Raw genomic sequence first — 24,871 nt, 5'->3', positions numbered from 1 at the left:
AGCGCCATTCATCGCGCGACATCGGCAACCGCGACCGAGCCCTTCTTTACGTGTGTGGTGACGCGAACCGCTGCAACGAGGCACGCGACGTGCTTGCAGTGTCGTCGGATGCGAGCGACACAAAACGAACGGGGGCGCCGCGTTGTGCAAACAATACGAAGGGCAGAATCGATACCGGGCGGGGAAGGCCGTACGAACGGGGTTCGTACGAACCGCGCCGGAACTTCGGGTGCCGGCGATCGGCGAGCCGCGGAAAAACTGCGGACACTGAGCAGCTAAATCGCGGTGTGCGTCGAGCGCCGTTTTTTCATCGACGTGCAATTTTGGCGCGTTACCGTGCGCAAGCGTTGTACTCGGGAAGATGTTGCGCAATGTTTTACAAGCGCGGACCTGTCTGCAACTCGGCGTGCGAAATCGGGTCGGAATCATGGACAGCAACACCCTGGCCGCGCGAATCGGCGGCAATCAGCAAAGTGAAATACAAAGTGAAACCTCCGCCCCCTCGGACGGCCAAACCGGTTTTTCAGAGCAACAACATTACGATGAACGCAGCAATGAGGCTCGATCAGGCCACGATCGTGCTGGTGGAGGACGACCCGGACAGCCGGGAATCGTTGACCTTGTTACTCGAGGCGGAAGGCGCGAAGGTTTGCGCGGTCGCCGATGCGGAAGAGGGCGTCGTGGCGGCGATGCGGCTGCTTCCCGACGCGGTCGTCTGCGACCTCGACTTGCCGGCCATGGATGGCTTCTATCTGATCCAGCGGCTGCGCGACCACGAGATTTGCGGCGGTCATTGCCCTTCGGTGGCGGTGGCCCTCACCGGCCATACCGACGACGCATACCGCCTGCGCAGCATCGGCGAAGGCTTCCAGCATTTCATGACCAAACCTGCGTTACCCGAAGCGCTCGTGACGCTGCTGCACGACGCGATCGACGCCCGCGCGGCGGGTTGATCGACGCTTCGCAGCGGCTCTCGTGGGAGCTGGTTTTAGACAGGGCAGGCCGGCGCGCGGCGGGGAGATGTCGTTTCTCGAAGCAGCGCACGGCCATCGACGCTTTGCAGCGCGTCACACAGCGTTGCGCACCCAATGTGGCGCGCCGCTATTTCGCCGCGGCCACCGGCGCGGCCGCGCTGGCCGCTTTGGCCGCCTGACAGGCGGCACACAATCCCTTCAATTCGATTTCGTCGCTCGCGAGCCGATAGCCCGCGTCCTCGATCTGCGCGACGAGGGCCTGACGCAGCTTCGGTTGATGCAATTCGGTGACACTGCCACATTGCTGGCATACGACGAGAATGCCGTGCTGGCATTGCGTCAGATCATGGCAGACAGTGAACGCATTGATCGATTCGATCCGATGCACGAGCCCCGCCGACAGTAAAAAATCCAACGCGCGATAGACGGTCGGCGGCGCCGAGCCGGCGTGGATCTGGCGCATTTCGTCGAGCAGCGAATAGGCCTTGGTCGCGCGTCCCGAGTTCAGCAGCAGTTCGAGCACCTTGCGCCGGATCGGCGTGAGTTTTTCGCCGCGTTCGCGGCAATATTCCTCGGCGAGTGCGAGAGCCGCTTCCTGCGACGGGCCATGTGCGTGCGACGGCTCGTGCACGTCGTGATGCGCTCGATGATCGTGTGCATCGGCGGCGGGGGAGGCAGGTGTGGGAGCGACCGGACGGCCGGTCGCGGCGGGCTTGGCGGTTTTCATGCGTCGATTATAGAGGCAGGGGGATGCAAGTGCCGCGCCGGTCGAAGCGTCGAGAGAATCGGGATTCCCCAGATTTGGCTTACAACTGACAACAAACGAAAAATAGGGTCTTTACTGGCAAAAAATGCCTATTCTTTGTCAGTCAGTCTCTGAATGTGTTTGATGGGATCTCGATGAGACAACTGCTTCACCCATCGCGGGCAGTAGCCTTAGCCTTTCTCTTTGCGATTGCCGCAGGGACGCTCCTTTTGAGGTTGCCCTTGTCGCAGGCCAAAGGTGAGGCAGCGCCGTGGCTGAGCGCTTTTTTTACCGCTACCTCCGCGGTCTGCGTGACCGGACTCGTCGTTGTCGATACGGGCACCTACTGGTCAAGCTTTGGACAGTGGGTCATCCTCGGCCTGTTTCAGATTGGCGGTTTCGGCATGATGACCGCAGCCACCTTGCTGGGACTCATGGTCAACCGGTCCTTGCCGCTGCGAGCGAAGCTGATCACCCAGGTCGAGACGCACACGCTCCGTCTCGGGGACATCGGCAGCGTGGCGCGCCTCGTGCTCGTCGTGACGCTCGTCACTGAACTGACCACGGCACTCTGGCTGACGGTCAGGCTTCATTTCGGGTACAACTTCCAATGGGGCGAGGCCGCATGGAGTGGATGGTTCCATGCGGTCTCCGCGTTCAGCAACGCGGGCTTTTCAATTCACCCGGACAGTCTGATGCGCTATGCCGCCGACGCGTCGATGCTGGTACCGGTGATGGTCGCGATTGTCGTCGGCGGAATCGGGTTTCCGGTTCTGTACGATCTGCGGGAAAAACTTCGGGGTGCCCGTCGGCTTTCATTGCACACCAGGCTCACTTTAGTGGTCACGGGGGTGCTGCTGCTCGGTGGATTTCTTGCGTTGCTGCTGTTCGAATGGACCAATCCAAAAACCCTGGGTCCGATGCCGTTCGGAGAGAAGCTCCTTTCGGCAGCTTTCGCCTCGGTATCCGTGCGCACGGCGGGTTTCAACTCGCTCGACGTCGGCGCAATGCGTCATGAAAGCTGGGCCCTGCATTTCTTCCTGATGTTCGTTGGCGGGGGCAGCGCGGGAACGGCAGGGGGTGTCAAGATCGGCACCATCGCCATTCTGGCCTTGCTGGTGATCGCAGAGATCCGCGGGCTTGGCGATATCGAAGCGTTTGGGCGCCGTGTCAGCGCGTCGGCGCAGCGGCAGGCGATTACCGTCGTGGCGCTGGGCGCCGTGATGATCACGGTCGGCACACTGATCATTCTGCACATCACCGATTTCCCTACCGATCAGGTCATCTTCGAAGTTATTTCGGCGTTCAGTACGGTCGGTCTGTCCACGGGTGTCACGGGTGATCTGCCTGCGCCGGCACAGTTCGTGATCATCGCGCTGATGTACGTCGGCCGGGTTGGAACCATTACCTTTGCAACGTCGTTAATACTGGTTGAGCGGCGTGCGCAATATAGCTACCCCGAGGAGCATCCAATTGTTGGCTGACCTGTTCAAGATTTCGCTCTCTTTTTCGAAAGGCGACAGTGTGGTCGTCATCGGTTTGGGGCGGTTCGGCTGTGCCGTGGCCCAGTCGCTGCTTCGGCTTGGCCATGACGTGATGGGAATCGACCGGGACGAGCAGCAGGTGCAGTTATGGGCGGACCGGTTGACGCATGCCGTCCAGGCCGATTCGACCAACGTGAATACCCTGCGTCAATTGGGCGTTGCCGATTTCCCTCATGCGATCGTGGGCATTGGAAGCGACCTTTCGGCGAGCCTGATGACCCTGATGGCCCTAACGGAACTTCAGATCAAGGACATCTGGCTGAAGGCGGTGACCACGGAACACGCCCAGATTGCCCAGCGCATCGGCGCGCATCACGTGGTTTATCCGGAAGCGGAAATGGGTGAACGGATCGCTCACCTGATCACAGGCCGAATCGTGGACTACATTGAATTCGGCGAAGGATTTGCCGTCGCCGCGATTCATGCCCCGGCGCCGACACACAACCGTCCGCTCGCAGATTGCGGCGTTCTGGAGGCGTTCGGTGTCATGGTCATGGCCGTCAGGCGCGCCGGCGAAGAGTTCCAGCACGCGGGGCCTGACACGGTTGTTGTGCCGGGGGATCTGCTGATCGTGTCGGGCCCCGCGAGCAAGGTTGAAGAGTTTGCGGGTCGCGCGCATACCTGAACTGTTTCAGCCGACCCGCGCCATGCTCAGGTCAACGGGAAATCCACATACTTCTTGAACCCGGAACGCGTCGTGAGACGCGAATACCAGCGCTCCAGATTCGGCAGCGGCGGCCGCTGCAAACCGTCGAGGCCGAACCAGCGCTTCGCGTACGCGCCGATCACGATATCGGCGAGCGTAAACTTGTCGCCTTCGAGAAAGAAGCGGCCCTGCAGATGCGTGTCGAGCAGGCGCCACAGGACGGTGACCGCCTTCGCGTCGGCGGCGAGTTTGGCGGCGTCGCGCTCGGCCTCGGGCGTGCGCACGAGGGTCCAGAACACGGGACGTTCCACTGGCTGCAGCGTCGACAGCGACCAGTCCAGCCAGCGGTCGATGCTCGCGCGCAGTTTCGGGCCGGCCGGATACAGCAGGCTCGATTCGCCGTATTGCATCGCCAGATAGCGCAGGATCGAGTTGGATTCCCACAGCACGAAGTCGTCGTCGACCAGCGTCGGGATCTTGCCGGTCGGGTTCATCGCGAGATAGTCGGGTTCGTTGTTGCGGCCGAATTGCAGGCCCGCGTCGATGCGGTCGAACGGCAGCACGAGTTCGTCGCAGCACCACAAGACCTTCTGGACGTTGACCGAATTGGCGCGTCCCCAGATCGTAATCATCCGGTAAATCCTTTTCTCTTACGGTTGGCAAGCCGCGCGGCGTGCGCGGCGTTCAGCCTGTAACGATACACGATGCGCGCGCCTTTGCGCGACGGGCCGCCCGGCCGACATTGCGTTGCGTACAATGACCGCACTCCGGATTGCCCGCTGAAAACACGCATCCCAACTCATTGAGGCACCGCATGGCCCGCATTGTTCCCGACGACTGGAAGAGCCTCGAAGCGACCGGCGCGGCGGCGCGCGAACGTGAAACGCTCGCGCTGCTCGAAAAGGCACTGCCCGCCGACTACACCGTCTACCACGGCGTGCATTGGACGCGCCTGAACCAGAACTTCTCCGTGTTCGGCGAGGCCGATTTCGTGATCGTGAGTCCCGCCGGGCGCCTGCTGATCATCGAGCAGAAGACCGGCTTTCTGCGCGAAACGCCGAAGGGGCTCGTCAAGGTGTATCTGCAAACCGAACGAAACGTCGCGATCGCGCTCGCCCATACGATCGAGAGTCTGCACCGGCGTTTTACCGCGGCGTTCGGCGCGGGCGCCTATTTCATCGAGGAACTGCTGTACTGTCCCGATCACATCGTCAAGGATGCGGCGATCGCCGGCGTGAATCCCGCGCGCATCGTCGACGCTACGCGGCGCGAGCGTCTCGCGGCGATCGTCCGCGAAGCACTGCCGGCCGATGAACCGCGGCTTCCCTGCGCGGCGAAAATCCACCACTTTCTCGCCGACGAACTCGCGTTGACGCCCGACACGAGCGCGCTCGTCGGGCAGGCGGGCACGCTCGTCACGCGCCTTTCGGGCGGACTTGCGACATGGGCCCGGCGGCTCGAATTCGCGCCGTTCCGTTTGCGCGTGATCGGCACGGCGGGCTGCGGCAAGACGCAACTCGCGGTGCAGGTGATGAAGGACGCGGTCGCGCGCGGCGAGCGGCCGTTGTACGTGTGCTTCAACCGGCCGCTCGCCGATCACATCGCGCGGGTCGCGCCGCCGGAGGCGAAAGTCGCGAACTATCACCAGCTTTGCGACTGGATCGCGCGCGACGCGGGCCGCGCGCCCGATTTCCGGTTGGCGCAGGTGTTCGATCAACTGGAGGCCGTATTCGCCGACACGCCGATCGAACCGCGCTGGCAATTCGACGTACTGATCGTCGACGAAGGGCAGGATTTCCAGCAGCCATGGTTTGCCGCGCTCGAGCGGCTGCTGCGGCCGGGCGCCGCGTGGTGGTGGCTCGAAGACCCACTGCAGAATCTGTACATGCGTGAGCCGGTCTCGTTGCCCGGCTGGACCACGCTGAGAGAAACCACCAATTACCGCAGTCCTCGCGACATCCTCGATTATCTGCGCGACGTGCTGGGCGCGTCGGTGCCGCTGGCCGCGGCACTTACGTCGGGCAGTCCGTTCGACGGCTCCGAGGTTTCGGTGTCGGTCTACGACGAAGCGCAGGGCGCCGAAAGCAGTATCGACGCAACCAAGCGCGCCATCACGCAGGCGCTATCGCTCGGTTTTCGCAAGCAGGACATCGCGGTGCTGTCGTTCCGCGGCCGCGAGGGCTCGGCGATGAGCGCGCTCGATCATCTCGGACCGCATCGGCTGCGCAGTTTCACCGGCAAATACGATCTGTTCGGCAACCCGGAGTATCGTGAAGGCGACGTGCTGTTCGAGTCGATCTACCGCTTCAAGGGGCAGGCGGCGCCGTGCGTGATCTTCACCGAGATCGACTTCGACGCGTTCGACGAACGCAGCGCGCGCAAGCTGTTCGTCGGCGCGACGCGCGCGACGATGAAGCTGATCGTCGTCGCGTCGCAGCGGGCCGCGCGGCATTTGCAGTTGCGCGAGGCGAAGGACGGGTAGCGGCGGCGTTCGGGCGCTGCGCCCACTCGGAACGTTGCGCTCAACTCCACGCCCTTGCGCTCACCAAAATCCCCGTGCGCGTCAGCGCATCCCACCAGATCACGCGCAGCAGCGGCGCTTGCTGCGCGATCAGCAGCGCCTGCACCGGATCGCTTTCGACGAAGTGCGTGACACCCGCGCGCAGCGCCGCGCTCGCCTTGTGCGCGGCCGCGCCGGCGGGGCTGTCGTCGTGCAGGCCAGGCGTGCGCATCGCCAACTGCATGTGAGCGAAGCCGTGTCGCGCGAGCCACGCTTCGGTGCGCGCGCGATCCATCTCCGGGCGGCCCGTGATGATCGTGCGCACCTGCTGCAGGTCGAGGCCGGGCAGCACCTCGAACGGCAGCAGCGCGTCGCGCTCGGCGAGCGCGGCGGCGAGGTCCTCGTCGTAGCGCGCGAGCGGTACGTCGGGCAGCAGGATGCCGTCGAGGTCGATCGCGTAGGCCGCGTACTCGTGGTCGTTGGCCATCGCGGGCGCGGCGCCGGCTTCGACGCGCGCCCAGTCGTCGCGGTAGCGCTCGGTGTACGCCTGGCGCTCCCATGGAAAGAGGGCGAAGTAGCCGCGCGCATCGATCGCGTAGTCGGGCTGTGCGCGGCTCAGATCATCGACCGCGGCGGTCAGGGTTTTGACTTCGAGCCCGTGCGCCTGCAGAAACGCGATGCAATCGACGAGCGTAAAACCGCGTCCCGCGATGTCCTCGCACAACAGCACTTTCGATCCGGCGGGCGGGATCGGCAGCGTCGAATCCCATGCGACCGCGCGCGTCTGGCGGTCGTAGCGCAGGAACGCGACCGGCGCGCCGACCGCGTGTGACACCATCAGCGCGAGCGGCGCGCCGCCGCGCAGAATCCCGAGCGCCATCGAGAAACGCTCGGCGAGCAACGCGGGTTGCAGCGATTCGATCCAGTGATCGAGCTGTTCGTACGTCAGAGGCAGGACCGGCTTGTTCATGACTATCGAGGCGCCGCGTGGCGCGATGGAAGGCGATGGTCCGCGGGGATGCGCGCGCGGCGCGCGCTGACGCACTGGCGCGACATCGCGGGTCCCCGTTTTTGAGTCAGCGCATTTTGGCGATATTATGCATGCGGGTCAAAGGTCGCGTGTCGGGGTGGCACGCGTTTGACGGCACGGTACGGCGCAACACTTCGCGTGGCATGAGATCGGCTGACCGTGGCGCCGCCCGCGGTCCGGCGAATCAACGAAATCGGATAAAAAAAGCAAATGGCCAATCTGATTGCAACGCTGCGCAACGCAGCCAGCGGAACCGGTGTGCCCTGGCGGATGCGCTGGCTGACGGGGCTGGCGGGACTGATCGTCGGGCTTTCCGTCTGTTGCGCGCATGCGCAGCCGGGCGCGCGGCAGTCGCCGGCGCTGGCGCTCGACGTGCAGGGCAAGATCGCCAATACCAACGACGCCGCGCATCGCACCTATCACTTCAACGAGGCTCAACTGCTCGCGCTGCCCGTGCATACGATCACGACCTCGACCACCTGGACGCCGCGCTCGACGTTCACCGGGCCCAGGCTCGCCGACATCCTGAAGGCCGTCGGCGCGCACGGCACCCAGATCGAACTCCACACGTTCGACGACTACACCTACACCGTGCCGGTGTCGGACTGCGAACGCTACGGCGTGATCGTCGCGTACAGCATGAACGGCCGGCGCCTGAAACTCAGCGACTTCGGGCCGCTGTTTCTGATCTATCCGCGCGACGCTTTTCCAGATGAACTGACTGGCGCGGTCGGCGACTCGAAATTCGTATGGCAGATCAAGGCCCTCATCGTCAAATAGCGCGCCGTCCGTGGCGGCGCGTGTTGAACGTGCTGATCTGGCTGATGGCGCTCGCGGCGCCCGCCGGCGCGATCGGCTATCTGCTCTATGCGAACCTGTTGAACCCGCGCGCGACCGAGCAGCTGACCGGTACCTACGACGGTTTCTACTGGGACGCCGCGCAACTGCAGATCGCGTACGCGCGCTTCGAGAACCAGCTGCTGCTGTATCAGTCCGGTGCCGACGACGATTATCAGCAGTTGCAGCTGCGCTTCCAGCTGCTGCAATCGAAGCTGCGCGTGATGGCCGGCTCGACGCAGCGGCTCTCCGCGCAGCTCGCTCTGTTGCAACGGCAGCTCGACGAAATCAAGACGCTCGAGACTGTGCTCGACGACATCCAGCCCGAGATCGACGTACTGCAGCGCGACCGTGCGCGTGCCGCGCGGATCGACGCGCAGCTGCGCCAGCACTGGAGCGAGGTCAACGATCTCGCGCTGTCGCGCCGTTTCGCCGATGTCGCCGACCGCGAGGCGATGAACCGCGATTTCATCGACAAGCGCCGCTTTCTGTTCGCGGGCGGTCTGGTGCTGCTATTGCTGTCGGCGGCGGCGACGCTGCTGCTCGTGCTCAACGGCCGGCGCCGCACGCGGCTCATGCGCCAGCAGCGCGCGGCGCTGGAAGCCGAGCATCAGGCGAGCCGCGCGGCGCGCGAGGCGAGCCTCGCGAAGGATGCGTTTCTCGGCATGATCGGCCATGAACTGCGCACGCCGCTGCATGCGATCGTCTCGTCGGTGGAACTGCTCGGCTTCACCTATCACTCGGAGGCCGACCGCAAGGTGATCCAGCGGCTCGAAACCGCGGCGCGCCATCTCGAGGCGCAGATGAAGGACCTGACCGACTACGCGCGCCTTGGCGCCGGCAAGCTCGAACTGCGGCACCAGCATTTCGAGCCGCGCGAGCTGCTGGCGTCGATCGTCGATGAACACACGATGTCCGCCAGGACGCGCGGGCTCGAGCTCGAAAGCGAGGCGAGCGGCGCGAGCGGGCTCGTCGAGTCGGACCCGCACCGCATCCGGCAGATCGTCAACAACCTCGTCACCAACGCGATCCGCTACACCGAGACCGGCACGGTGCGCGTCGAACTGCGGCAAGAGCCGGCGCTGCTGGTTTTCGTCGTCAGCGATACGGGGCCGGGCGTGCCGTCCGAACAGATCCCGCTGATCTTCGAGGAGTTCACGCAGCTCGACGCGTCGCGCACGCGCCGCTTCGAAGGCGCGGGGATGGGGCTCACGATCGTGCAAGGGCTCGTGAAGCTGTTCGGCGGCACGGTGGATGTCGCGAGCACGGTCGGCGAGGGCACCAGCTTCACGGTGACGATCCCGGTCGTGCCGGTCGCAACCGTCGAGCCGGCCGAGGTCGCGGAGCAAGCCGAGCCGGACGGCGCGCAGCCGTGCGTGCTGATCATCGACGATAACCGGCTGATCCGCGAGTCGCTCAGCGAAATGGTCGCGCACATGGGCTACGACTCGCTCGCATTCGGCAATGCCAACGACGCGCTCGCGTGGCTCGACACCCACCGCTGCGAAGTGGTGCTGCTCGATCTGCACATGCCGGAGCGCGATGGCTACACGTTTCTCGAAGACTTCGCGACGCGCGACGGACCGTCGGCGGGCGTGCCGGTGATCGTGGTCAGCGCGTACGCGCCGGAGGTCGTGCGGAATGGCGAAAGTGGCGCGAGTGGTGTGCCGTCGGTGTTCGAGGCGCTGTTAAAGCCAGTCCATTACGAGGATCTGAAGCACGCCCTGCAGCGGGCGCTGGCGGCGCGGCATCAGGCGTGAGCGCGTGAAGGCGGCGCTGCCGCGAACGGGGCGCGCATCGGCGCCCGCGCTTCAGGGGCGGTTCAGCCGCTTCGACAGATCGGCGACGAGGATCGCCATGCGCGCGGGCTTCTCGTAGCACGCGACGTCGAAATCGCGGATCACCTCGCTGATCTCCGATTCGCTGGCCTTGCCGGTCAGCAGTTCGCCGGTCAGCACGAAGATCGGCGCGTCCGGGTTCTCCGACGCGCGCACCGCGCGAATCGCGGCCGCGGAGGTCTGCGAGCCGAACAGCCAGTCGATGATCACGCCGTCGAACACCTGCGTCTGCAACTGCTCGCTGAAGGCCGCGAGCCCATAGATCGCGACCGCCGTGAAGCCGCTGCGCTCCAGATAATCGCGCAGGTTATCGGCGCTTGCACGATCGTCGTCGACCACCGCGATGGCCGGCTTGTCGGTCTCGGCGCGGCGCGGATAGATCTCGATCTTGTGGACTTCGTACGCGCTCTGATACAGCGCGCCATCATGACGCGAGACGCGCCATTGACCGAGCCGCGAATAGGCGACGAATTCCGGGCGGCTACCCGGTTCGAGCGCCGCGCCGACCCACGCGGTGCAGGCGATTTCGGTCGCGCCGATGCAGAACACCGCCTCCTGGGCGATCGCGCCGACGACGCCCGGATCGAGCGACTGCGCGCCGAACAGCTGCGCCGCGGGTTCGTCGAATACCTCGGCGACTTTCTTGATCTGCGACAGCGTCCACGGACTATTGCCGCGCAGTTTGCGGTGCCCCTGAGAAAAACTCAGATCGAGGATGCGGCATAGCTCCGTGGTTTGCTGTCGCTTGCCGATTCCATGCCTGCTCATCAACTCGCGCACGCGCTCGGCAACCGCGATGGAGTCGGGTGAGTGTGTTTCGTTGGCCATGCTGGGTGAAAATCCGCCGGGTTAAAAGGTACATCTGGAGCGCGGTCGGCAGGCGCAAGCCGACCCTGCGCATGCTATGCGCATGAATCGGTCACGCGGGGACAGCAAATGTACCGTAAAAAAAATCACCATTTATGATTTTGTCAGACCGGCCGCCGAGTCCGCTGATGCAAGCGACGCCATGGCCGTGCCGGCGACTTTTGATGCATTGAGCATCAAAAGGCATTCTACCGGTGAAACGATGACGAAACCGTAGGGAATCCACGAATGAGTAGTGCGCAAGGCGACGGATCCGGCCGCTTGCCGCAAAGCCCGGCAGGTCCGCCCTTGCGGAAAAGCCAGGCGAGAGGCGCAATGAAAAGTGTGTCCGGAGGGATCGGGTTTGCGCCGGCACGCGCGGTCCGCGTTCAGCTTGCCGGCATCGTGTCGAGCCGGGCCGCCGAATTTTGAAGTCCTTTGAAAATCCGCTCGGCGACCTTGCCCGGAAAGCGCTCGGGCAACTCCGCCGAGACCCGCTCGATCACGCCAGGTGTCTGCTCGATCAGACGCTGGAGCAGCGGCTCGGCGTCGGCGCCGTACGAGCACTTCAACGCCATCGCGTTGAAGTGTCGCCGCTGCACGTCGCGAAACGCATCGTGCTTGCTGCGCGACCATAGACCCATCGCAAGCCGCGCCTTGTACCACGACCACTGGTTCGGGCCGTTGCCCTCGACCGGCCAGATCGACATCACGTCGTAAAGCGGCGTCAGACGGTACTGGCCACCGGCGAGCAGGCGGATGCTGAAGTTCTTCGCGTGGCCGTCCGGCGCGGCCAGAATCCAGAACAGGATCTGGCTCGCGAGCAGGGTCTCGATGTCCTGCCGCGCCTCGACCGATTGCTGCAGAATCCGCGCGAGGTCGAGCACGCCGGGGCCGCCCTCGTTTTCGTACTTGCGATGCGACGGCACGCCGTAGACCTGGCAGAAATCTTCCTGCGGCAGACGCAGCAGCCAGCGGCCGCTCGAATGCATCTGCCGGTCGAAGCGTTCGACGGCGAGCACGCGCTGCTTGCCGAACCTGAGCACCTCGGTGTTCGCGACCGGCAGGCCGAACGCGCGCAGAATCCGCAGACACAGCCACTCGTTTTCGACCGACGTGCTGAGATCGGCGAGCCGGTTGCCGACCAGCCCGAGCGGCAGCTTGAAGATATGCGTGGTCGGCGTCGCGCCGTGCGGCCGTTGCCATTGGCCGTCGTGCCACAGCAGCGCGGTTTTCTCCTGCGCGCCGGCGAGCGAGATGCGGAAATCGTCAAATTCGTCGGGCGCGCCGAGCGTCGGTTTGCCGACCGTCTGCGCGAGCAGCGCCTCGATGTCGTCGTCGGAAAGCGGCGTGCCTTCGATGCGCTGGACCCCGGCCGGCGCGTCGTCTTCGGCGAGCAGCTGGACCGCGCCGACGCAGTCGCGGCCGATGGCCTGCAGCAGGTCGAATGCTTCGAGCGTTTCGGTCCGGTAGCGCTGCGCGATGCGTTTGCGGATGACGTCGCTGTCGGGCAGCAGGTTGTCGAAGTAGTTGAGCACCCGCGGCCCTTTGTGCGTCATGTTGCCGGGCGTGAACGGCAGCGACAGCGACAGCGGACGACCCGCGGGCGACGCGATCCAGGCGGCGTCGTAGGCGAACTCCATCGGGCCGCGCGCGGGCAGCCGCCAGAGCCCGACGCGCTCGCCGTTGGCCCACACCGACAATGCCTTCGAAGCGGTTTGCCGGGCCATCTCACCACTCGACGTTCGGTGCCGGCTCGGAGCTCGGCTGATTTTTGTCGCGCAACTGCAGTTGCAGGCCGTAGGCGCCGCACAGCGCGAGCAGTTGGGAGAGCGTGAGCCCGCTCGCATCGGTTTCGAGCGCGGAAATGCGGCTTTGGCTCACGCCGACGCGCGCGGCGGCCTCGGTCTGCGTGAGGCCGGCCTGGCGGCGGCTGGCCGCTAGCAACTGCGCGAGCTGGTCCGACGTGGCGATCAGGTGGAGCATGGCGGATTATCTGCGAGACGAATAAACGCAATTTATGCGTGAGACGAATATTTGTCAAATATTTGCGTGACGCATAATCGACGAATATTCGTGTGACGGATAATCGGGCATTCCGGCAGGCGCCGGCTGCGCTGTCCCGGCTGCGACCAGCCGCGGTGCCGACGTCGCTCGTCATTGCGGACAATGGCTCCCACTGCGAAGATGACGCCCACATCGCCAATCCGCCCACCCATGACCACGACTTACCCGCTGCACTCGACCTTCACGCCCGCCGACCAACCGTTTCCCAGCCACGCCGACGTCGTGATCGCCGGTGCCGGCATCATGGGCTGCGCGGCCGCTTATTACCTGGCGCGGCGCGGCCTGTCGGTGGCGGTCCTCGACAAGTCGCGGATCGCCGGGCAGCAGTCATCGCGCGCGTGGGGCTTCGTGCGTCAGCAGGGTCGCGAAGCCGCGGAGGTGCCGCTGATGATGGCCAGCATTCCATTGTGGAAAGAACTCGAACGTGAGCTGAATTTCGATCTCGAATGGCGCCAGGGCGGTTGCCTGTATGTCGCCACCCATGATGAAGACTGGACATCGTTTCAGCAATGGACCGAGGTCGCACGTCAGTATGGCCTCGATACCCGCACGCTCGAGCGCAGGCAGATCGACGCCGTGGTGACCGGCATGCAGGGCCCCGCGCTCGGCGGCCTGTACACGCCAAGCGACGGTCAGGCCGAGCCGCGCCGCGTCGCCGCGGCCTTCGCGGCACGGGCGGCCGAAGCCGGCGCGCTGTTTTTCGAGGGCTGCGGCGTGGTCGGCGTCGAACGCGCGGGCGGTGCGATCGCTGGTGTGGTCACCGAGCGCGGCACGATTCGTACCTCGCGTCTGATCTGCGTGGCCGGCGCGGGCAGTTGGCGGCTGCTCGGAACGCTCGGTCTCGAACTGCCGCAGCAGGCCGTGCGCGGTACCTGCATGCGCACCAATCCGTTGCCGCCGATCACGGCGTCGACCTTCTGGGGCCACGGTCTCGGCATCCGGCAGCGCGCGAACGGCGCGATCAATCTCGCCGACGACATGCAGGTCGACGTCGACATGACGCTCGGTCATTTCCGCGCGCTGAAATGGTTTTTGCCCGAACTGTGGACGCAGCGCCAGAAGTTCAGCTTCCATCTGAACGGCGCCTGTTTGCACGATCTGCGCGAACGTCTGCCGGGCGGCGTGCCCGACGCCGAACGCGTGCTCTATCCGCGCGACCCGCATCCGCAGCCGAACGCGCGCCACGCGCCGCGCGCGCTGAAAAAGCTGCGCGCACTGTTTCCGGCGTTGCGCGACGCCCAGGTGGTCGAGGCGTGGGCGGGGCTGATCGACGTGTTGCCCGACGGCATTCCGGTGATCGATGCGCCGCCGCAGGTCCCGGGCCTGACGATCGCGACCGGCTTCTGCGGTCACGGTTTCGCGATGGGGCCGATCGTCGGCAAGCTGCTGGCTGAACTCAACGATGGCGGCGAGGCGTCGCTCGATCTGTCGGCGTTCCGTTTGCAGCGTTTCTTCGACGGCACGATGAAGCGGCCGCGCAGCATGCTGTAACCCCGCGCGACCCGACCCGATACAACCCAACCCGACCGATACCACCGATGACCGAACCCGTTCTCCGCCACGCCGACGTCCCGTACTACACGCAATGGGGCAGCCCCGAGTGGGTGCGCGCCATCGTCGAACAGCAGCGCGACCCGTGCGACGATCCGCACTGGCAGCGCAGCGGTTTCGCCGACCCCGAGCGCTATCGCTTCTGGGCGCAACGCCTGTGCGGGCTGACGTGCCTCGAGTCGGCTCTCGACTACTGGAGCATCGATCACGCGCCGCGCGCCGCACTGCTCGACGACGCGCTGCGGCACGGCGTATACCGGTTGCGCGACGATGGTGGCGTCGACGGTCTGATCTACCGGCCGTTCGCCGACTGGGCGGGCCCGGCGTTCGGCCTCGATATCGAGGTGCTGCCGCAGGCGTCGCTCGAGGAGATCGCGGCGCGGCTCGACGACGATACGCTCGCGATCGTGTCGGTCAGTCCCGAGATCCGCTATCCGGAGCGGACGAACCAGCGGCGGGGCGGTCATCTGATCCTGCTGCACGGGCGGGATCGCGGCGGCGTGTGGTTTCACAACCCGTCGGGCGTCGCGCCGCACCAGTCCGACGTGTACCTGCCGTTCGCGACGATCTCGCGTTTCCATGCAGGGCGGGGGATGACGCTCAGCCGCGGCACGAGGTAGCCGGCGCGCTGGGCATGAAGCGGAGTTCGCGATTCGGCGGGCAGTAGACGTCCACACGACTGGTCAATTTTTTCGCGCTCGGTTACGGTGACGTCATGCCCACTCCATCCCCCATTGGATCGTTCCGCCCATGACCCGCCCGATCACGCAGATCTTCGACGCCGCCGCCACCGCGCGGCTGATGCCTTACGCAGCGCTTGTCGACGCGTTGAGACGCGCTAGCATCGACTACGCGCAACGACGCATCGTGAGCCCCGAGCGGCTCGTCGTGCCGCTGAACGCCGGCGGCGTCATGCTGTCGATGCCCGCCACCGCGCCCGATCTCGCGATCCACAAGCTCGTCAATGTGTGCGCGAGCAACGGTGCGCGCCATCTGCCGACGATCCACGGTCAGGTCATGGCCTTCGATGCCGATACCGGCGAGACGCTGTTCATCCTCGATGGTCCGACAGTGACGGGGCGCCGGACCGCTGCGATGTCGATGCTCGGCATCGCGACGTTCGCCGCGGGCGCGCCGCGTGAATTCCTGCTGATCGGCACCGGCACGCAGGCGCTCAATCATCTGGAGGCGATCGGCGAACTGTTTCCCGACGCGCGCGTGTGGGTCAAGGGCAGCGCGCCCGCGCGCGCCGAAGCGTTCTGCGCGGCGCAGCGCGGCAAGGTGCGTGAGCTGCGGCCGCTCGCGGATGCGGGCGCGACGATTCCCGCTTCGGTCGACGTCGTGATCGCGTTGACCACGAGCAAACAGCCGGTCTACGACGAGACGGCGCGCGCCGAGCGGCTCGTGATCGGCGTCGGCGCTTTCACGCCGCAGATGGTCGAGATCGGCGCGACTACGATCGCGGGCAGCGCGCTGTTCGTCGACGATCAGGCTGGCGCAATGCACGAGGCCGGCGATTTCATCCAGGCCGGTGTCGATTGGGCGCGGGTGGGCGGGATCGCCGCGGTGCTCGAGCAGACGCAGCCCTTGCCGGCGGGGCCGGTGGTGTTCAAGAGCGTAGGCTGCGCGGCGTGGGATCTGGCCGCGTGCCGGGTCGCGCGTGACGCGCTGGCGCGCGGCTGACCGTCAGCGGCCCAACCGGCAAATAATCCCGCAAAATATCCCGAAAAAACGACTGTCTGGCGCGCAAGGTTGGCAACTTGCGCTAACCTGCGGCAGATGCTGCCGTGCAAACTATCTCAAAACGTTGCACCATAGATGTTTGCCGGAAAAAGCGCCATAGCGGACGTGAGCCGTAGCCCGTCCGCCCGCCGCCGATTCCTGATCGACGCCTTCCCCCTAGACGCTGCGACCGTGCCATGACGACCCAACAAGCTCCTGCCACACCTGACCTGCCGCTCGACATGATCATCTTCGGCGGCACCGGCGACCTGTCGTTCCGCAAGCTGCTGCCCGCGCTGTACATGGCGCATCTGCACTGCAACCTGCCGCCCGACACCCGCATTCTGACGATCGGGCGCAAGCCCTGGTCGCGCGAGGAATACATCAGCGAATTCATGGAGCAGAAGGCCAAGCCCTTCATCGACGAAAAAGCGTTCGACGCGTCGGCGTGGGACAAATTCCTCGCAATTTTCGAATACGTGCGGATGGACGTCGATGCGGCCGAGGACTACCTGCGCCTGAAGGAAGCGTCGCGCGACGGCGTGAACCGCGTGTTCTATCTGGCGACGTCGCCGGATCTGTTCACCCATATCTGCGACAACCTGTCGTCGGCCGGGCTCGTCGATGGCAATTCGCGGGTGGTGCTCGAAAAGCCGCTCGGCCACGATCTCGCGTCCGCTCAGGAGATCAACAACGCGGTCGGCAAGCATTTCGAAGAAGCGCAGATCTACCGGATCGACCACTACCTCGGCAAGGAAACCGTGCAGAACCTGATGGTGCTGCGCTTCGGCAATCCGATTTTCGGGCCGCTGTGGCAGGCGCCGTACATCAAGAGCGTGCAGATCACGGTGGCCGAAACGGTCGGCGTGGGCAGCCGCGCGGGGTTCTACGACAAGACCGGCGCGCTGCGCGACATGGTGCAGAACCACCTGCTGCAACTGCTGTGCATCGTCGCGATGGAGCCGCCGGTGTCGCTCGATCCCGACGCGGTGCGCGACGAAAAGCTGAAGGTGCTGCGCTCGCTGCGGCCGATGACGCCCGAGGACATCGCGCGCGACACGGTGCGCGGCCAGTACACGGCGGGCGCGGTGGATGGCGAGGCGGTCAAGGGCTACCTCGAGGAAGACAACGTGCCGGCGGGCAGCCGCGCCGAAACCTTTGTCGCGTTGCGCGCGCGGATCAACAACTGGCGCTGGGCCAACGTGCCGTTCTTCCTGCGCACCGGCAAGCGGATGCAGAAGAAGCTGTCGGAGATCGTCATCGAATTCTCCGATCTGCCGTTCTCGATCATCCCGAGCGGTGGACGAACCTACGGCAATCGCCTGGTGATCCAGTTGCAACCCGAAGAGTCGATCCAGTTGCAGGTGCTCGCGAAAGAACCGGGCAGCGGCATGCACATGCTGCCGGTGAGCCTGAACCTCGACCTGCAGCAGGCGTTCACCGAGCGTCGCGCGGAAGCCTATGAGCGGCTTCTGATCGACGTGATCCGCGGACGTCTGACGCACTTCATGCGCCGCGACGAACTCGAAGCGGCATGGGCGTGGGCCGAGCCGGTTCTCGAAGGCTGGGCGAAGTCGGGCGAGCGGCCGCGCTCATACTCGGCGGGCACGTTCGGACCGGCGGCATCGACCGCGTTGATGACGCGGGAGAACGCCGTGTGGGCGGAGGAATCGCAGTAACGGGCTTTTGACAGCGCGCTATTCGAAGCGGCTCGCGACGTTGCAGTGGCGTCGCGAGCCGCTTTTGCGTGTGCTGTCGTTGCCGCGCTGATCATTCGTCATTCATACGGCTTGCGCCTATGATGGTTTCCTTGTCCGCGTCACTCAGCGGCATTCCAAACGGGGCATCGATGGGGCGAATTCTCGTGGCATTGATCTGGGCGGCAAGCGTGGCAATCACACTCGATCTCACGGCTTGCGCCAGCAGCAGTCTCGATGCCCGGAGCGATCCGCCGAAGGTGATCATCGACAGCGACTACAACACGCTCGGCGACGACGGCCAGCTCGGGGTGATGGCCGCGCAATTGCAGGCGCAGGGCTCGCTGAAAGTGCTCGGCATTACCGTGGTGTCGGGCAATCAGTGGCTGAAGCAAGGTGTTGCCGATGCGCTGAAATCGGTCGAACGACTCGGCGTCGAACAACAGATCGGCGTCTATGCGGGCGCCAACTACGCACTGACGCACGACTTCAAAACGATCCAGCGGGAACTGAAGGAATTCCCCGGCGGCGATGGCTATGTTGGCGCATGGAGCAAGCCCGAGCCGAAATCGGCTCGCGACCTCGTCGCGCCGCCGGACGGCTTCGCGACGCACACGAAGGTGCAGAGCCAGAGCGCGATCGACTTCATCGCCGAATCGGTCAAGCGGTACCCGGGCGAGGTGACGATCCTCGCGATCGGCCCGCTGACCAACATCGCGTTGGCCACGCGCGAGCATCCCGAGATCGTGCCGCTGATCAAGCAGATCATTTGCATGGGCGGCGCGATCGACGTGCGGGGCAATACCACGCCCACCGCCGAATTCAACTGGTGGTTCGATCCCGCAGCGGCGAAAGCGGTGCTGCGTCTGCCGATCAAACAGACGGTGATTCCGCTCGACGTGACGGATACCGTGAAAATGGACAAGGCACTGTACGATCGCGTCGCGCACGATCCGGCGAAGCAGACCATCATCACGCAACTGTTCAGGAAGCTGAACGGCTACGGATACGACGGCAAGAACGGCTTCGAGACCAATCCGAACTACACGACGAACATCTGGGACACGCTGACGCTCGCTTATCTGATGCATCCGTCGTTCGCGACGCAGACCGTCGAGGAGTGGGTGGATGTGGATACGGGCTTCGGCGCCAACGATGGCAAGGCCACGGGCTACACGAGTTCGCCGCCGCCGGGTTTGCAGAAGATGACGGTCGTCAAACGATTTGATAATCCGGCGTTTTTTAATTTCTATGTCGATCTGCTGACGCGGCCGGTGCCGGTGCGGCCGTTGGACTAGTCAACGCGCGAGCGCCGCGCGCCCGCACCCGCTTCACGCGGGATGCAGGCCGCGCAGCAACTGACGCACGCGCGACAGATCCTGCTCGACGTGCCCGGCTTTCTCGAACCGCTCCGCGAGCCAATCGACGAACGCGCGCACGCGCGGCGACACGCGGCGGTTCTTCACATACGCGACCGAGACCGGCATCGGCACGGGTTTCCATTGCGGCAGCACTTCATGCAGCAAGCCCGAATCGAGGTAAGGCTGTGCGGCGATGCGCGCGGGCTGGATCATGCCGAGGCCTTGCAGTCCGCAGGTCAGGTACGCCTGTTCGTCGCTGACTTGTACGAAGCCGTTGAGCTTGACCTTGCGCGCTTCGCCGCCCACTTCGAAATCGAAGTCGCATTCGCGGCCGCTATGCGGCGACACGCAGTTGACCGCGACGTGCGCGCGCAGATCGTCGAGATCGGCGGGCGTGCCGTGGCGGGCCAGGTAGGCCGGACTCGCGCAGGTGACCTGATCGAGCGTGCCGAGTTGCCGCGCGATGAGATTGGAATCGGGCAATTCACCGAGCTGGATGCTGCAGTCGATTGCTTCGGAGACCAGATCGACGGTGCGGTTGCTGACGCCGATCGCGAGGTCGAGGTTCGGGTAACGGGTGTGGAAGTCGTCTAGCGACGGCAGCACGATTGCACTCGCTACCGCGCTGGGCATTTCGATGCGGAGGCGGCCGGTGAGGTTGTCGGTCGAATTACGGAGGCTGGCTTCCATTTCGTCGATGTCGGCCAGGATTTGCGCGCAGCGTTCGTAGTAGGCGGCGCCCTCCGGCGTGATGCTCAGGCGGCGCGTCGTACGGACTAACAGCGCTGTGCCCAGCAGGGCTTCCAGGTTCTGGACGATCGTCGTCGCCGTTGCACGCGGAATGTTTAATGACTCCGCTGCGCGGGTGAAGCTGTTGGTGTCCACAATTCGGATGAATGTGCGCATTGCAGTTATTCTGTCGATCACTGGGATGCTCCAAATGGTTTTCTGTTTTTTTGCCTGCGGCGGATCTGTCTTTGTTCTTAGGGCGTTGGCCTTTCCTTGATTTCTTGTCGGTCTATTGGCGTTGCCCCTGTGCGGGGCGGCACCTACTTTCTTTGCTGCTGCAAAGAAAGTAGGCAAAGAAGACAGCTCAAACCGCTAATTCTTAAGCGGGCACCGTGCTCCACGAATGGCAGTGGTGCATCTGGAATCCGTGCCCCCGCACATTCCACGGCAGTGACAAAGCCGTCATCCATCCCACTCCGCACTACGTGCGTCGCGGACGCGTATGCAAGGGAAACCAGGCTGTTTTTTATGTTAGTGGGATCATCGGCTGCGCCTCGGCGACGCGCCGAAACGACCAATGGTTTGAGACCAGCGCTTCGGCGCGCGCAGCGCCGCCGGAAGAATGACAGCCTTGTCACTAACGCGGAGTGTGCGGAAACACAGATTCCAGATGCACCACTACCCGCGGTATACAGAGGGACCCGCTTAAGAGTTAGCGGTTTAAAGCTGTCTTCTTTGCCTACTTTCTTTGCAGCAGCAAAGAAAGTAGGTGCCGCCCCGCACAGGGGCAACGCCAATAGACCGACAAGAAATCAAGGAAAGGCCAACGCCCTAAGAACACAGAAAAAAGTGCGAAGGCAAAAAAACACAACAACAAAACAGAACCCCGCGCCGCAGGCGCAAAAAAACCACCCGCTGCGCGGCCAAAAAAGTTGCTATTACTTCCGCATCGAATCCATATCAACCACAAACCGATACTTCACATCGCTCTTGAGCATGCGCTCATAAGCTTCATTAATCTTCTGCATCGGAATCATTTCAATATCAGAAGTAATGCCATGCTCGCCACAGAAATCGAGCATCTCCTGCGTCTCGGCAATACCGCCAATCAGCGAACCAGCAAGGCGCCGCCGCTTGAAGATCAGATTGAACACCTGCGGCGACGGATGATCGTGCTCCGGAGCACCCACCAACGTCATCGTCGCGTCACGCTTGAGCAGATTCAAAAACGGATTCAGATCATGCTGCGCAGCCACCGTATTGAGAATGAAATCGAAGCTATTCACATGCGCTTCCATCTCCTGCGGATTCTTCGAAACCACGACTTCATGCGCGCCAAGCCGCTTCGCATCCTCGATCTTCGACGGCGAAGTCGTAAACAGCACGACCTGCGCGCCCATCGCCCGAGCCAGCTTCACACCCATATGGCCGAGTCCACCGAGGCCGACAATCCCGACCTTCTTGCCCGGGCCCACGCCCCACGTGCGTAGCGGCGAATACGTGGTGATGCCCGCGCACAGCAGCGGCGCGACACCCGCGGCGTCGAGATTCCGCGGCACGCGCAGCGTGAAAGCCTCATCGACGACCAGTTGCGTCGAATAGCCACCGTAAGTGACCTGTCCGTCGACGCGATCGACACCGTTATACGTGCCCACCCAACCGTTCTCGCAATACTGCTCGAGACCTTCCGCGCAGCTCGAACAGGTGCGGCACGAATCGACCAGACAGCCGACCGCGACCAGTTCACCGACCTTGTACTTCGTCACGTTCGGACCAACCGCGGTCACACGGCCTACGATCTCGTGGCCCGGCACGACCGGGTAGATCGTGTTCTTCCATTCGTTGCGCGCCTGATGCAGGTCGGAATGGCACACGCCGCAGTACAGCACTTCCATCTGCACGTCATGGGCGCGGGGTGCGCGGCGCTGGATTTCAAATGGGGCGAGCGGCGCGGTGGCGTCGGTCGCTGCATAGGCATACGTCGTGCTCATGGATAGCTCCAGCAAAGAGGGTGATGGCGCAACATGCGACGCGCCGACGATGCGCAACACTGGGTTGCGGATGCGGCGGGCCGCAGCATGAACCGGGATCGGGGCGCGAGCGTTGGGGGCCGCCATTGGCAAGCAGTCGGCGCATGGCGGTCGATGACCGCGCACGCTGCGCGCGTCGAAAAAGGCGATCCGGCAGGGTTCCCATCTTAGGGACCCGGCGCCGCCCGGGGAATACCTGATCGTCTTGAAGGTTTGCCTAAAACTCTGGAGGGGCAGCGCGACAGGCTGTTTGATGCTAAATTTCAAGCATTATTCTCCTGGCCGTCGCCATATCGTCATGTCCACTCAAGCTGTCGGTTCCATTCCGGAAGACCCCGCGCAACGCCGCTTGCTCGAACTGTTCAACCTGCTCGCGCCGAATGCCGGCATGACGCGCTCGAGCCTCGAAGGCGTCAGCCTGCTGCGCGCGAATCGTCCGATGCCTCGCATGCCGGTCATGTACGAGCCGAGCATCGTGATCGTCTGTCAGGGGCGCAAGCGCGGCTATCTCGGCGATCAGGTGTTCCAGTACGACGCACAGCAGTACCTGGTGCTGTCGGTGCCGTTGCCGTTCGAATGCGAGACCGAGGCAAGCGAACAGGAGCCGTTTCTCGGCATGTCGGTGCGCGTCGATCTGACGATGGTCGCCGAACTGCTGATGGCGCTCAACGAAACCCAGGGCCTCGCGCAATACGAACCGGCCGGCATGTATTCGACGCCGCTCGATGCCGCACTGAGCAGCGCGGTGCAGCGTCTGCTGGAGGCGCTCGCGTCGCCGCTCGACGCGCAAATCCTGGCGCCTGGCATCGTCCGGGAAATCTGTTATCGCGTGTTGACCGGCGAGCAGGGCGGCGCGATTCGCGCGGCGCTCACGCATCAGAATCACTTTGGCCGCATCGCGAAGGCGCTGCGGCGCATTCATGCGGACTACCACGCGTCGCTCGACGTCGATACGCTCGCGGCCGAGGCCGGCATGAGCCTCGCGGTGTTTCATGCGCAATTCAAGGCGGTCACCGCGACCTCGCCGATGCAGTACGTGAAGACCACGCGTCTGCATCACGCGCGTCTGTTGATGGTGCAGGATGGCTTGAATGCGGGCGCGGCCGCCGTGCGGGTCGGTTACGAAAGCGCGTCGCAGTTCAGCCGCGAGTTCAAGCGGCTGTTCGGCCTGAGTCCCGTCGACGAGGTCAAGCGCATGCGCGTCGCTCACGATGCGCCGCCGCCGCGCGCGCGCAAGCCGGTGCCGCGTTATGTGACCGCGGTCTAAAGCCCGCTGAACCAGTTGTAGCCCTGATCTTCCCAGTAGCCGCCCGGGTTCGTGTTGGTCACGAAGATCGCGGCGATGTGCTTCGGGTTCTTGAAGCCGAGCTTGGTCGGCACGCGCAGCTTCAGCGGATAGCCGTATCTGGCCGGCAGCGGCGCGTTGCGGAAATCGAGCGTCAATTGCGTTTGCGGATGCAGCGCGGTCGCCATGTCGAGGCTCGAGTAATAGCGGTCCGCGCATTTGAAACCGACGTAGCGTGCGCTCAGATCGGCACCGATCAGTTCGAGAAACGTGCGAAACGGCACGCCGCTCCATTGTCCGATCGCGCTCCATCCTTCGATGCACACGTGACGCGTGATCTGCGAGACCTGCGGCAACCTGCGCAGCTGCTCGAGACTCCAGCCGCGTTTATCCGCGACGAGCCCCGATACTTCGAGCCGATAGGTCGAGCCGTCGATATCGGGCGCGTCGAACTCGGGATAGAACGCGTTGAACGGAAACGGATCGGTGATATCGCGCGCCGAATAGGTCGGCGCGAGTTTGTTGCGATTGAACAGCCACGCCTGCACGCGGTCGTTCCAGCGCGACATCGCCCATAGCACCTTGTCGACGGAATCGTTGTCCTGCAGGTTGCAGCCGGACAGCATCGCGAGCGCGCCGATCGATAGCGAGGAGCGCAGAAACAAGCGGCGTTGCAACTGCTCGATCCGCGGCCGGTGCTCGGCAAGCACGATGCGTGAGCGGCGCGCGTCTTCTGTTTGGGCGTGGGTATCGTTCGCCGTGTCGGTTCGTTGCGGGGCGCTCATGCGCGAGTCCTCTGGGAGGCTTGATCGATGCGCTGCGCGCTGCGCCGGGCGCGTCCGGTGAACATCGGCGGCAACGTGCGCGGCACCAGCAGCACCAGCAGCAGATGCACGACGACAAAGCCGACCACGCCGGCCATCGCGACGAAATGCACGCGGCGCGCAAAATCGAAGCCGCCGAACAGCGCGGTTATCCACGACAATTGCACCGGCTTCCAGATCGACAGTCCCGATGCGACCAGCAGCAAGCCGAGCAGCAGTACCAGCAGATACAACGCGCGCTGCACGGCGTTGTACTTGCCGGTTTCGTGCGGCAGTCTTAGGTGCAACGCCAGCGCCGCGTCGCGCGCCAGCTCGCGGGCACGCACCGGCAGCAGCTTGCGACGCAAATGGCCGCTCGCGACGCCATGCGCGAGATACAGCAGGCCGTTCGCGCACAGCAGCCACATCGCCGCGAAGTGCCATGCGATCGAGCCGCCGAGCCATCCGCCGACCGTCGCCCACACGGGGAACCGGAACGGAAAGATCGGCGACGCGTTATAAATCGCCCAGCCGCTCATCACCATGCAGACCATCGCGAACGCATTGATCCAGTGCGTCACGCGAACGACGAGGGGATGAACGACCAGAAACGCTTGCGAGTCGGGCATTGGCTTCAAAGACGAGAGGGATGAAGACGATCGACGG

The 24,871-nt window shown here is 64.2% G+C and carries 21 protein-coding genes and 1 pseudogene; 12 read left to right on the top strand and 10 right to left on the bottom strand.

All coding sequences use genetic code 11. From position 1 onward, the window contains the following. The first annotated feature begins 427 nt into the window (after nucleotides 1–427). A pseudogene (locus OKW37_RS31385) lies at nucleotides 428–953 on the top strand (response regulator). Nucleotides 954–1,101: 148 nt separating this feature from the next. Here the strand turns inward: OKW37_RS31385 and OKW37_RS31380 are convergent. Further along, on the bottom strand, nucleotides 1,102–1,701 hold the full coding sequence (locus OKW37_RS31380; protein WP_429403236.1) for a Fur family transcriptional regulator: 600 nt from the start codon (nucleotides 1,699–1,701) through the stop codon (nucleotides 1,102–1,104). A gap of 260 nt (nucleotides 1,702–1,961) precedes the next feature. Between OKW37_RS31380 and OKW37_RS31375 the strand changes: the two genes are divergently transcribed. Further along, a complete protein-coding gene (locus tag OKW37_RS31375; RefSeq protein ID WP_429403235.1) occupies nucleotides 1,962–3,203 on the top strand; it encodes a TrkH family potassium uptake protein in 1,242 nt (413 codons plus the stop codon). After that, nucleotides 3,196–3,888, top strand: coding sequence for a potassium channel family protein (locus tag OKW37_RS31370; RefSeq protein ID WP_429403234.1), 693 nt, complete (start codon nucleotides 3,196–3,198; stop codon nucleotides 3,886–3,888). Before OKW37_RS31375 ends, OKW37_RS31370 begins: the two co-directional genes overlap by 8 nt. Nucleotides 3,889–3,914: 26 nt before the next feature. Here the strand turns inward: OKW37_RS31370 and OKW37_RS31365 are convergent, their stop codons facing one another. Next, the gene (locus tag OKW37_RS31365) at nucleotides 3,915–4,541 is read right to left on the bottom strand and encodes a glutathione S-transferase family protein (protein WP_429403233.1); all 627 of its coding nucleotides are present in this window, start codon (nucleotides 4,539–4,541) and stop codon (nucleotides 3,915–3,917) included. A gap of 182 nt (nucleotides 4,542–4,723) precedes the next feature. On the opposite strand from OKW37_RS31365, the gene OKW37_RS31360 reads away from it, so the two are divergent. Next, nucleotides 4,724–6,391, top strand: a complete 1,668-nt coding sequence (locus OKW37_RS31360; RefSeq protein WP_429510013.1) for an ATP-binding domain-containing protein — start codon at nucleotides 4,724–4,726, stop codon at nucleotides 6,389–6,391. Nucleotides 6,392–6,431: 40 nt separating this feature from the next. Here OKW37_RS31360 and OKW37_RS31355 read toward each other — a convergent pair whose 3' ends face one another. Next, the gene (locus tag OKW37_RS31355) at nucleotides 6,432–7,379 is read right to left on the bottom strand and encodes a phosphoribosyltransferase (RefSeq protein ID WP_187610232.1); all 948 of its coding nucleotides are present in this window, start codon (nucleotides 7,377–7,379) and stop codon (nucleotides 6,432–6,434) included. Nucleotides 7,380–7,649: 270 nt separating this feature from the next. Here OKW37_RS31355 and OKW37_RS31350 point away from each other — a divergent pair, with 270 nt between their 5' ends. Then, nucleotides 7,650–8,219 (top strand): molybdopterin-dependent oxidoreductase, encoded by a 570-nt coding sequence (locus OKW37_RS31350; protein ID WP_429403232.1) that lies wholly within the window; start codon nucleotides 7,650–7,652, stop codon nucleotides 8,217–8,219. Beyond that, nucleotides 8,189–10,036, top strand: coding sequence for an ATP-binding response regulator (locus tag OKW37_RS31345; RefSeq protein WP_429403231.1), 1,848 nt, complete (start codon nucleotides 8,189–8,191; stop codon nucleotides 10,034–10,036). Before OKW37_RS31350 ends, OKW37_RS31345 begins: the two co-directional genes overlap by 31 nt. Before the next feature lie 51 nt (nucleotides 10,037–10,087). On the opposite strand, the gene OKW37_RS31340 is transcribed toward OKW37_RS31345, so the two are convergent. The 3 genes from OKW37_RS31340 to OKW37_RS31330 form a co-directional block, all read right to left on the bottom strand. Then, nucleotides 10,088–10,942: a helix-turn-helix domain-containing protein gene (locus OKW37_RS31340; RefSeq protein WP_184067124.1), complete on the bottom strand. Its 855-nt coding sequence runs from the start codon at nucleotides 10,940–10,942 to the stop codon at nucleotides 10,088–10,090. Between the two features lie 407 nt (nucleotides 10,943–11,349). Next, nucleotides 11,350–12,690, bottom strand: coding sequence for a type II toxin-antitoxin system HipA family toxin (locus tag OKW37_RS31335; protein WP_429403230.1), 1,341 nt, complete (start codon nucleotides 12,688–12,690; stop codon nucleotides 11,350–11,352). 1 nt (nucleotide 12,691) lies between these two features. Then, entirely contained in the window at nucleotides 12,692–12,946 is a 255-nt protein-coding gene (locus OKW37_RS31330; protein WP_184067129.1) for a helix-turn-helix domain-containing protein, read from the bottom strand. 231 nt (nucleotides 12,947–13,177) lie between these two features. On the opposite strand from OKW37_RS31330, the gene OKW37_RS31325 reads away from it, so the two are divergent. The 5 genes from OKW37_RS31325 to OKW37_RS31305 all read left to right on the top strand — a co-directional run bounded on the left by OKW37_RS31325 (nucleotide 13,178) and on the right by OKW37_RS31305 (nucleotide 19,295). Beyond that, a complete protein-coding gene (locus OKW37_RS31325) occupies nucleotides 13,178–14,518 on the top strand; it encodes an NAD(P)/FAD-dependent oxidoreductase (RefSeq protein ID WP_429403229.1) in 1,341 nt (446 codons plus the stop codon). Between the two features lie 47 nt (nucleotides 14,519–14,565). Next, nucleotides 14,566–15,198 carry a C39 family peptidase gene (locus OKW37_RS31320; RefSeq protein ID WP_429403228.1) on the top strand — a complete coding sequence of 211 codons (633 nt, stop codon included), beginning with the start codon at nucleotides 14,566–14,568 and terminating at the stop codon, nucleotides 15,196–15,198. A 130-nt stretch (nucleotides 15,199–15,328) separates the two neighbouring features. Continuing rightward, entirely contained in the window at nucleotides 15,329–16,261 is a 933-nt protein-coding gene (gene lhpI, locus OKW37_RS31315) for a bifunctional Delta(1)-pyrroline-2-carboxylate/Delta(1)-piperideine-2-carboxylate reductase (protein WP_429403227.1), read from the top strand. A 236-nt stretch (nucleotides 16,262–16,497) separates the two neighbouring features. After that, complete coding sequence (gene zwf, locus OKW37_RS31310) at nucleotides 16,498–17,979, top strand: glucose-6-phosphate dehydrogenase (RefSeq protein WP_429403226.1); 1,482 nt, start codon at nucleotides 16,498–16,500, stop codon at nucleotides 17,977–17,979. Between the two features lie 170 nt (nucleotides 17,980–18,149). After that, nucleotides 18,150–19,295, top strand: coding sequence for a nucleoside hydrolase (locus OKW37_RS31305; protein WP_429403225.1), 1,146 nt, complete (start codon nucleotides 18,150–18,152; stop codon nucleotides 19,293–19,295). A 33-nt stretch (nucleotides 19,296–19,328) separates the two neighbouring features. Here OKW37_RS31305 and OKW37_RS31300 read toward each other — a convergent pair whose 3' ends face one another. After that, the gene (locus tag OKW37_RS31300; protein WP_429403224.1) at nucleotides 19,329–20,285 is read right to left on the bottom strand and encodes a LysR family transcriptional regulator; all 957 of its coding nucleotides are present in this window, start codon (nucleotides 20,283–20,285) and stop codon (nucleotides 19,329–19,331) included. A 740-nt stretch (nucleotides 20,286–21,025) separates the two neighbouring features. Next, on the bottom strand, nucleotides 21,026–22,078 hold the full coding sequence (locus tag OKW37_RS31295; RefSeq protein WP_184067146.1) for an NAD(P)-dependent alcohol dehydrogenase: 1,053 nt from the start codon (nucleotides 22,076–22,078) through the stop codon (nucleotides 21,026–21,028). A 337-nt stretch (nucleotides 22,079–22,415) separates the two neighbouring features. On the opposite strand from OKW37_RS31295, the gene OKW37_RS31290 reads away from it, so the two are divergent. After that, nucleotides 22,416–23,384 (top strand): AraC family transcriptional regulator, encoded by a 969-nt coding sequence (locus OKW37_RS31290; RefSeq protein WP_429403223.1) that lies wholly within the window; start codon nucleotides 22,416–22,418, stop codon nucleotides 23,382–23,384. Here the strand turns inward: OKW37_RS31290 and OKW37_RS31285 are convergent. Both OKW37_RS31285 and OKW37_RS31280 read right to left on the bottom strand, forming a co-directional pair. Further along, nucleotides 23,381–24,187 carry a molybdopterin-dependent oxidoreductase gene (locus OKW37_RS31285; protein WP_429403222.1) on the bottom strand — a complete coding sequence of 269 codons (807 nt, stop codon included), beginning with the start codon at nucleotides 24,185–24,187 and terminating at the stop codon, nucleotides 23,381–23,383. The genes OKW37_RS31290 and OKW37_RS31285 overlap by 4 nt on opposite strands. Then, the gene (locus OKW37_RS31280; protein ID WP_429403221.1) at nucleotides 24,184–24,834 is read right to left on the bottom strand and encodes a cytochrome b/b6 domain-containing protein; all 651 of its coding nucleotides are present in this window, start codon (nucleotides 24,832–24,834) and stop codon (nucleotides 24,184–24,186) included. Before OKW37_RS31280 ends, OKW37_RS31285 begins: the two co-directional genes overlap by 4 nt. Nucleotides 24,835–24,871 lie beyond the last annotated feature (37 nt).

This window comes from Paraburkholderia sp. MM5482-R2 (genome assembly GCF_050436125.1).
GTDB classification, from domain to species: Bacteria; Pseudomonadota; Gammaproteobacteria; order Burkholderiales; family Burkholderiaceae; genus Paraburkholderia; species Paraburkholderia tuberum.
The sequence above is the reverse complement of the archived record's forward strand: the minus strand, read 5'-3'. Positions and strand labels throughout refer to the sequence as shown.

What these genes read in the sequence shown, in the direction of transcription:
- OKW37_RS31380 (WP_429403236.1), bottom strand. Translation starts at nt 1,701, where the DNA reads ATGAAAACCGCCAAGCCCGCCGCGACCGGCCGTCCGGTCGCTCCCACA.
- OKW37_RS31365 (WP_429403233.1), bottom strand. Translation starts at nt 4,541, where the DNA reads ATGATTACGATCTGGGGACGCGCCAATTCGGTCAACGTCCAGAAGGTC.
- OKW37_RS31360 (WP_429510013.1), top strand. Translation starts at nt 4,724, where the DNA reads ATGGCCCGCATTGTTCCCGACGACTGGAAGAGCCTCGAAGCGACCGGC.
- OKW37_RS31355 (WP_187610232.1), bottom strand. Translation starts at nt 7,379, where the DNA reads ATGAACAAGCCGGTCCTGCCTCTGACGTACGAACAGCTCGATCACTGG.
- OKW37_RS31350 (WP_429403232.1), top strand. Translation starts at nt 7,650, where the DNA reads ATGGCCAATCTGATTGCAACGCTGCGCAACGCAGCCAGCGGAACCGGT.
- OKW37_RS31345 (WP_429403231.1), top strand. Translation starts at nt 8,189, where the DNA reads ATGGCAGATCAAGGCCCTCATCGTCAAATAGCGCGCCGTCCGTGGCGG.
- OKW37_RS31340 (WP_184067124.1), bottom strand. Translation starts at nt 10,942, where the DNA reads ATGGCCAACGAAACACACTCACCCGACTCCATCGCGGTTGCCGAGCGC.
- OKW37_RS31335 (WP_429403230.1), bottom strand. Translation starts at nt 12,690, where the DNA reads ATGGCCCGGCAAACCGCTTCGAAGGCATTGTCGGTGTGGGCCAACGGC.
- OKW37_RS31330 (WP_184067129.1), bottom strand. Translation starts at nt 12,946, where the DNA reads ATGCTCCACCTGATCGCCACGTCGGACCAGCTCGCGCAGTTGCTAGCG.
- OKW37_RS31325 (WP_429403229.1), top strand. Translation starts at nt 13,178, where the DNA reads ATGACCACGACTTACCCGCTGCACTCGACCTTCACGCCCGCCGACCAA.
- OKW37_RS31320 (WP_429403228.1), top strand. Translation starts at nt 14,566, where the DNA reads ATGACCGAACCCGTTCTCCGCCACGCCGACGTCCCGTACTACACGCAA.
- lhpI (WP_429403227.1), top strand. Translation starts at nt 15,329, where the DNA reads ATGACCCGCCCGATCACGCAGATCTTCGACGCCGCCGCCACCGCGCGG.
- zwf (WP_429403226.1), top strand. Translation starts at nt 16,498, where the DNA reads ATGACGACCCAACAAGCTCCTGCCACACCTGACCTGCCGCTCGACATG.
- OKW37_RS31305 (WP_429403225.1), top strand. Translation starts at nt 18,150, where the DNA reads ATGGGGCGAATTCTCGTGGCATTGATCTGGGCGGCAAGCGTGGCAATC.
- OKW37_RS31295 (WP_184067146.1), bottom strand. Translation starts at nt 22,078, where the DNA reads ATGAGCACGACGTATGCCTATGCAGCGACCGACGCCACCGCGCCGCTC.
- OKW37_RS31290 (WP_429403223.1), top strand. Translation starts at nt 22,416, where the DNA reads ATGTCCACTCAAGCTGTCGGTTCCATTCCGGAAGACCCCGCGCAACGC.
- OKW37_RS31285 (WP_429403222.1), bottom strand. Translation starts at nt 24,187, where the DNA reads ATGAGCGCCCCGCAACGAACCGACACGGCGAACGATACCCACGCCCAA.
- OKW37_RS31280 (WP_429403221.1), bottom strand. Translation starts at nt 24,834, where the DNA reads ATGCCCGACTCGCAAGCGTTTCTGGTCGTTCATCCCCTCGTCGTTCGC.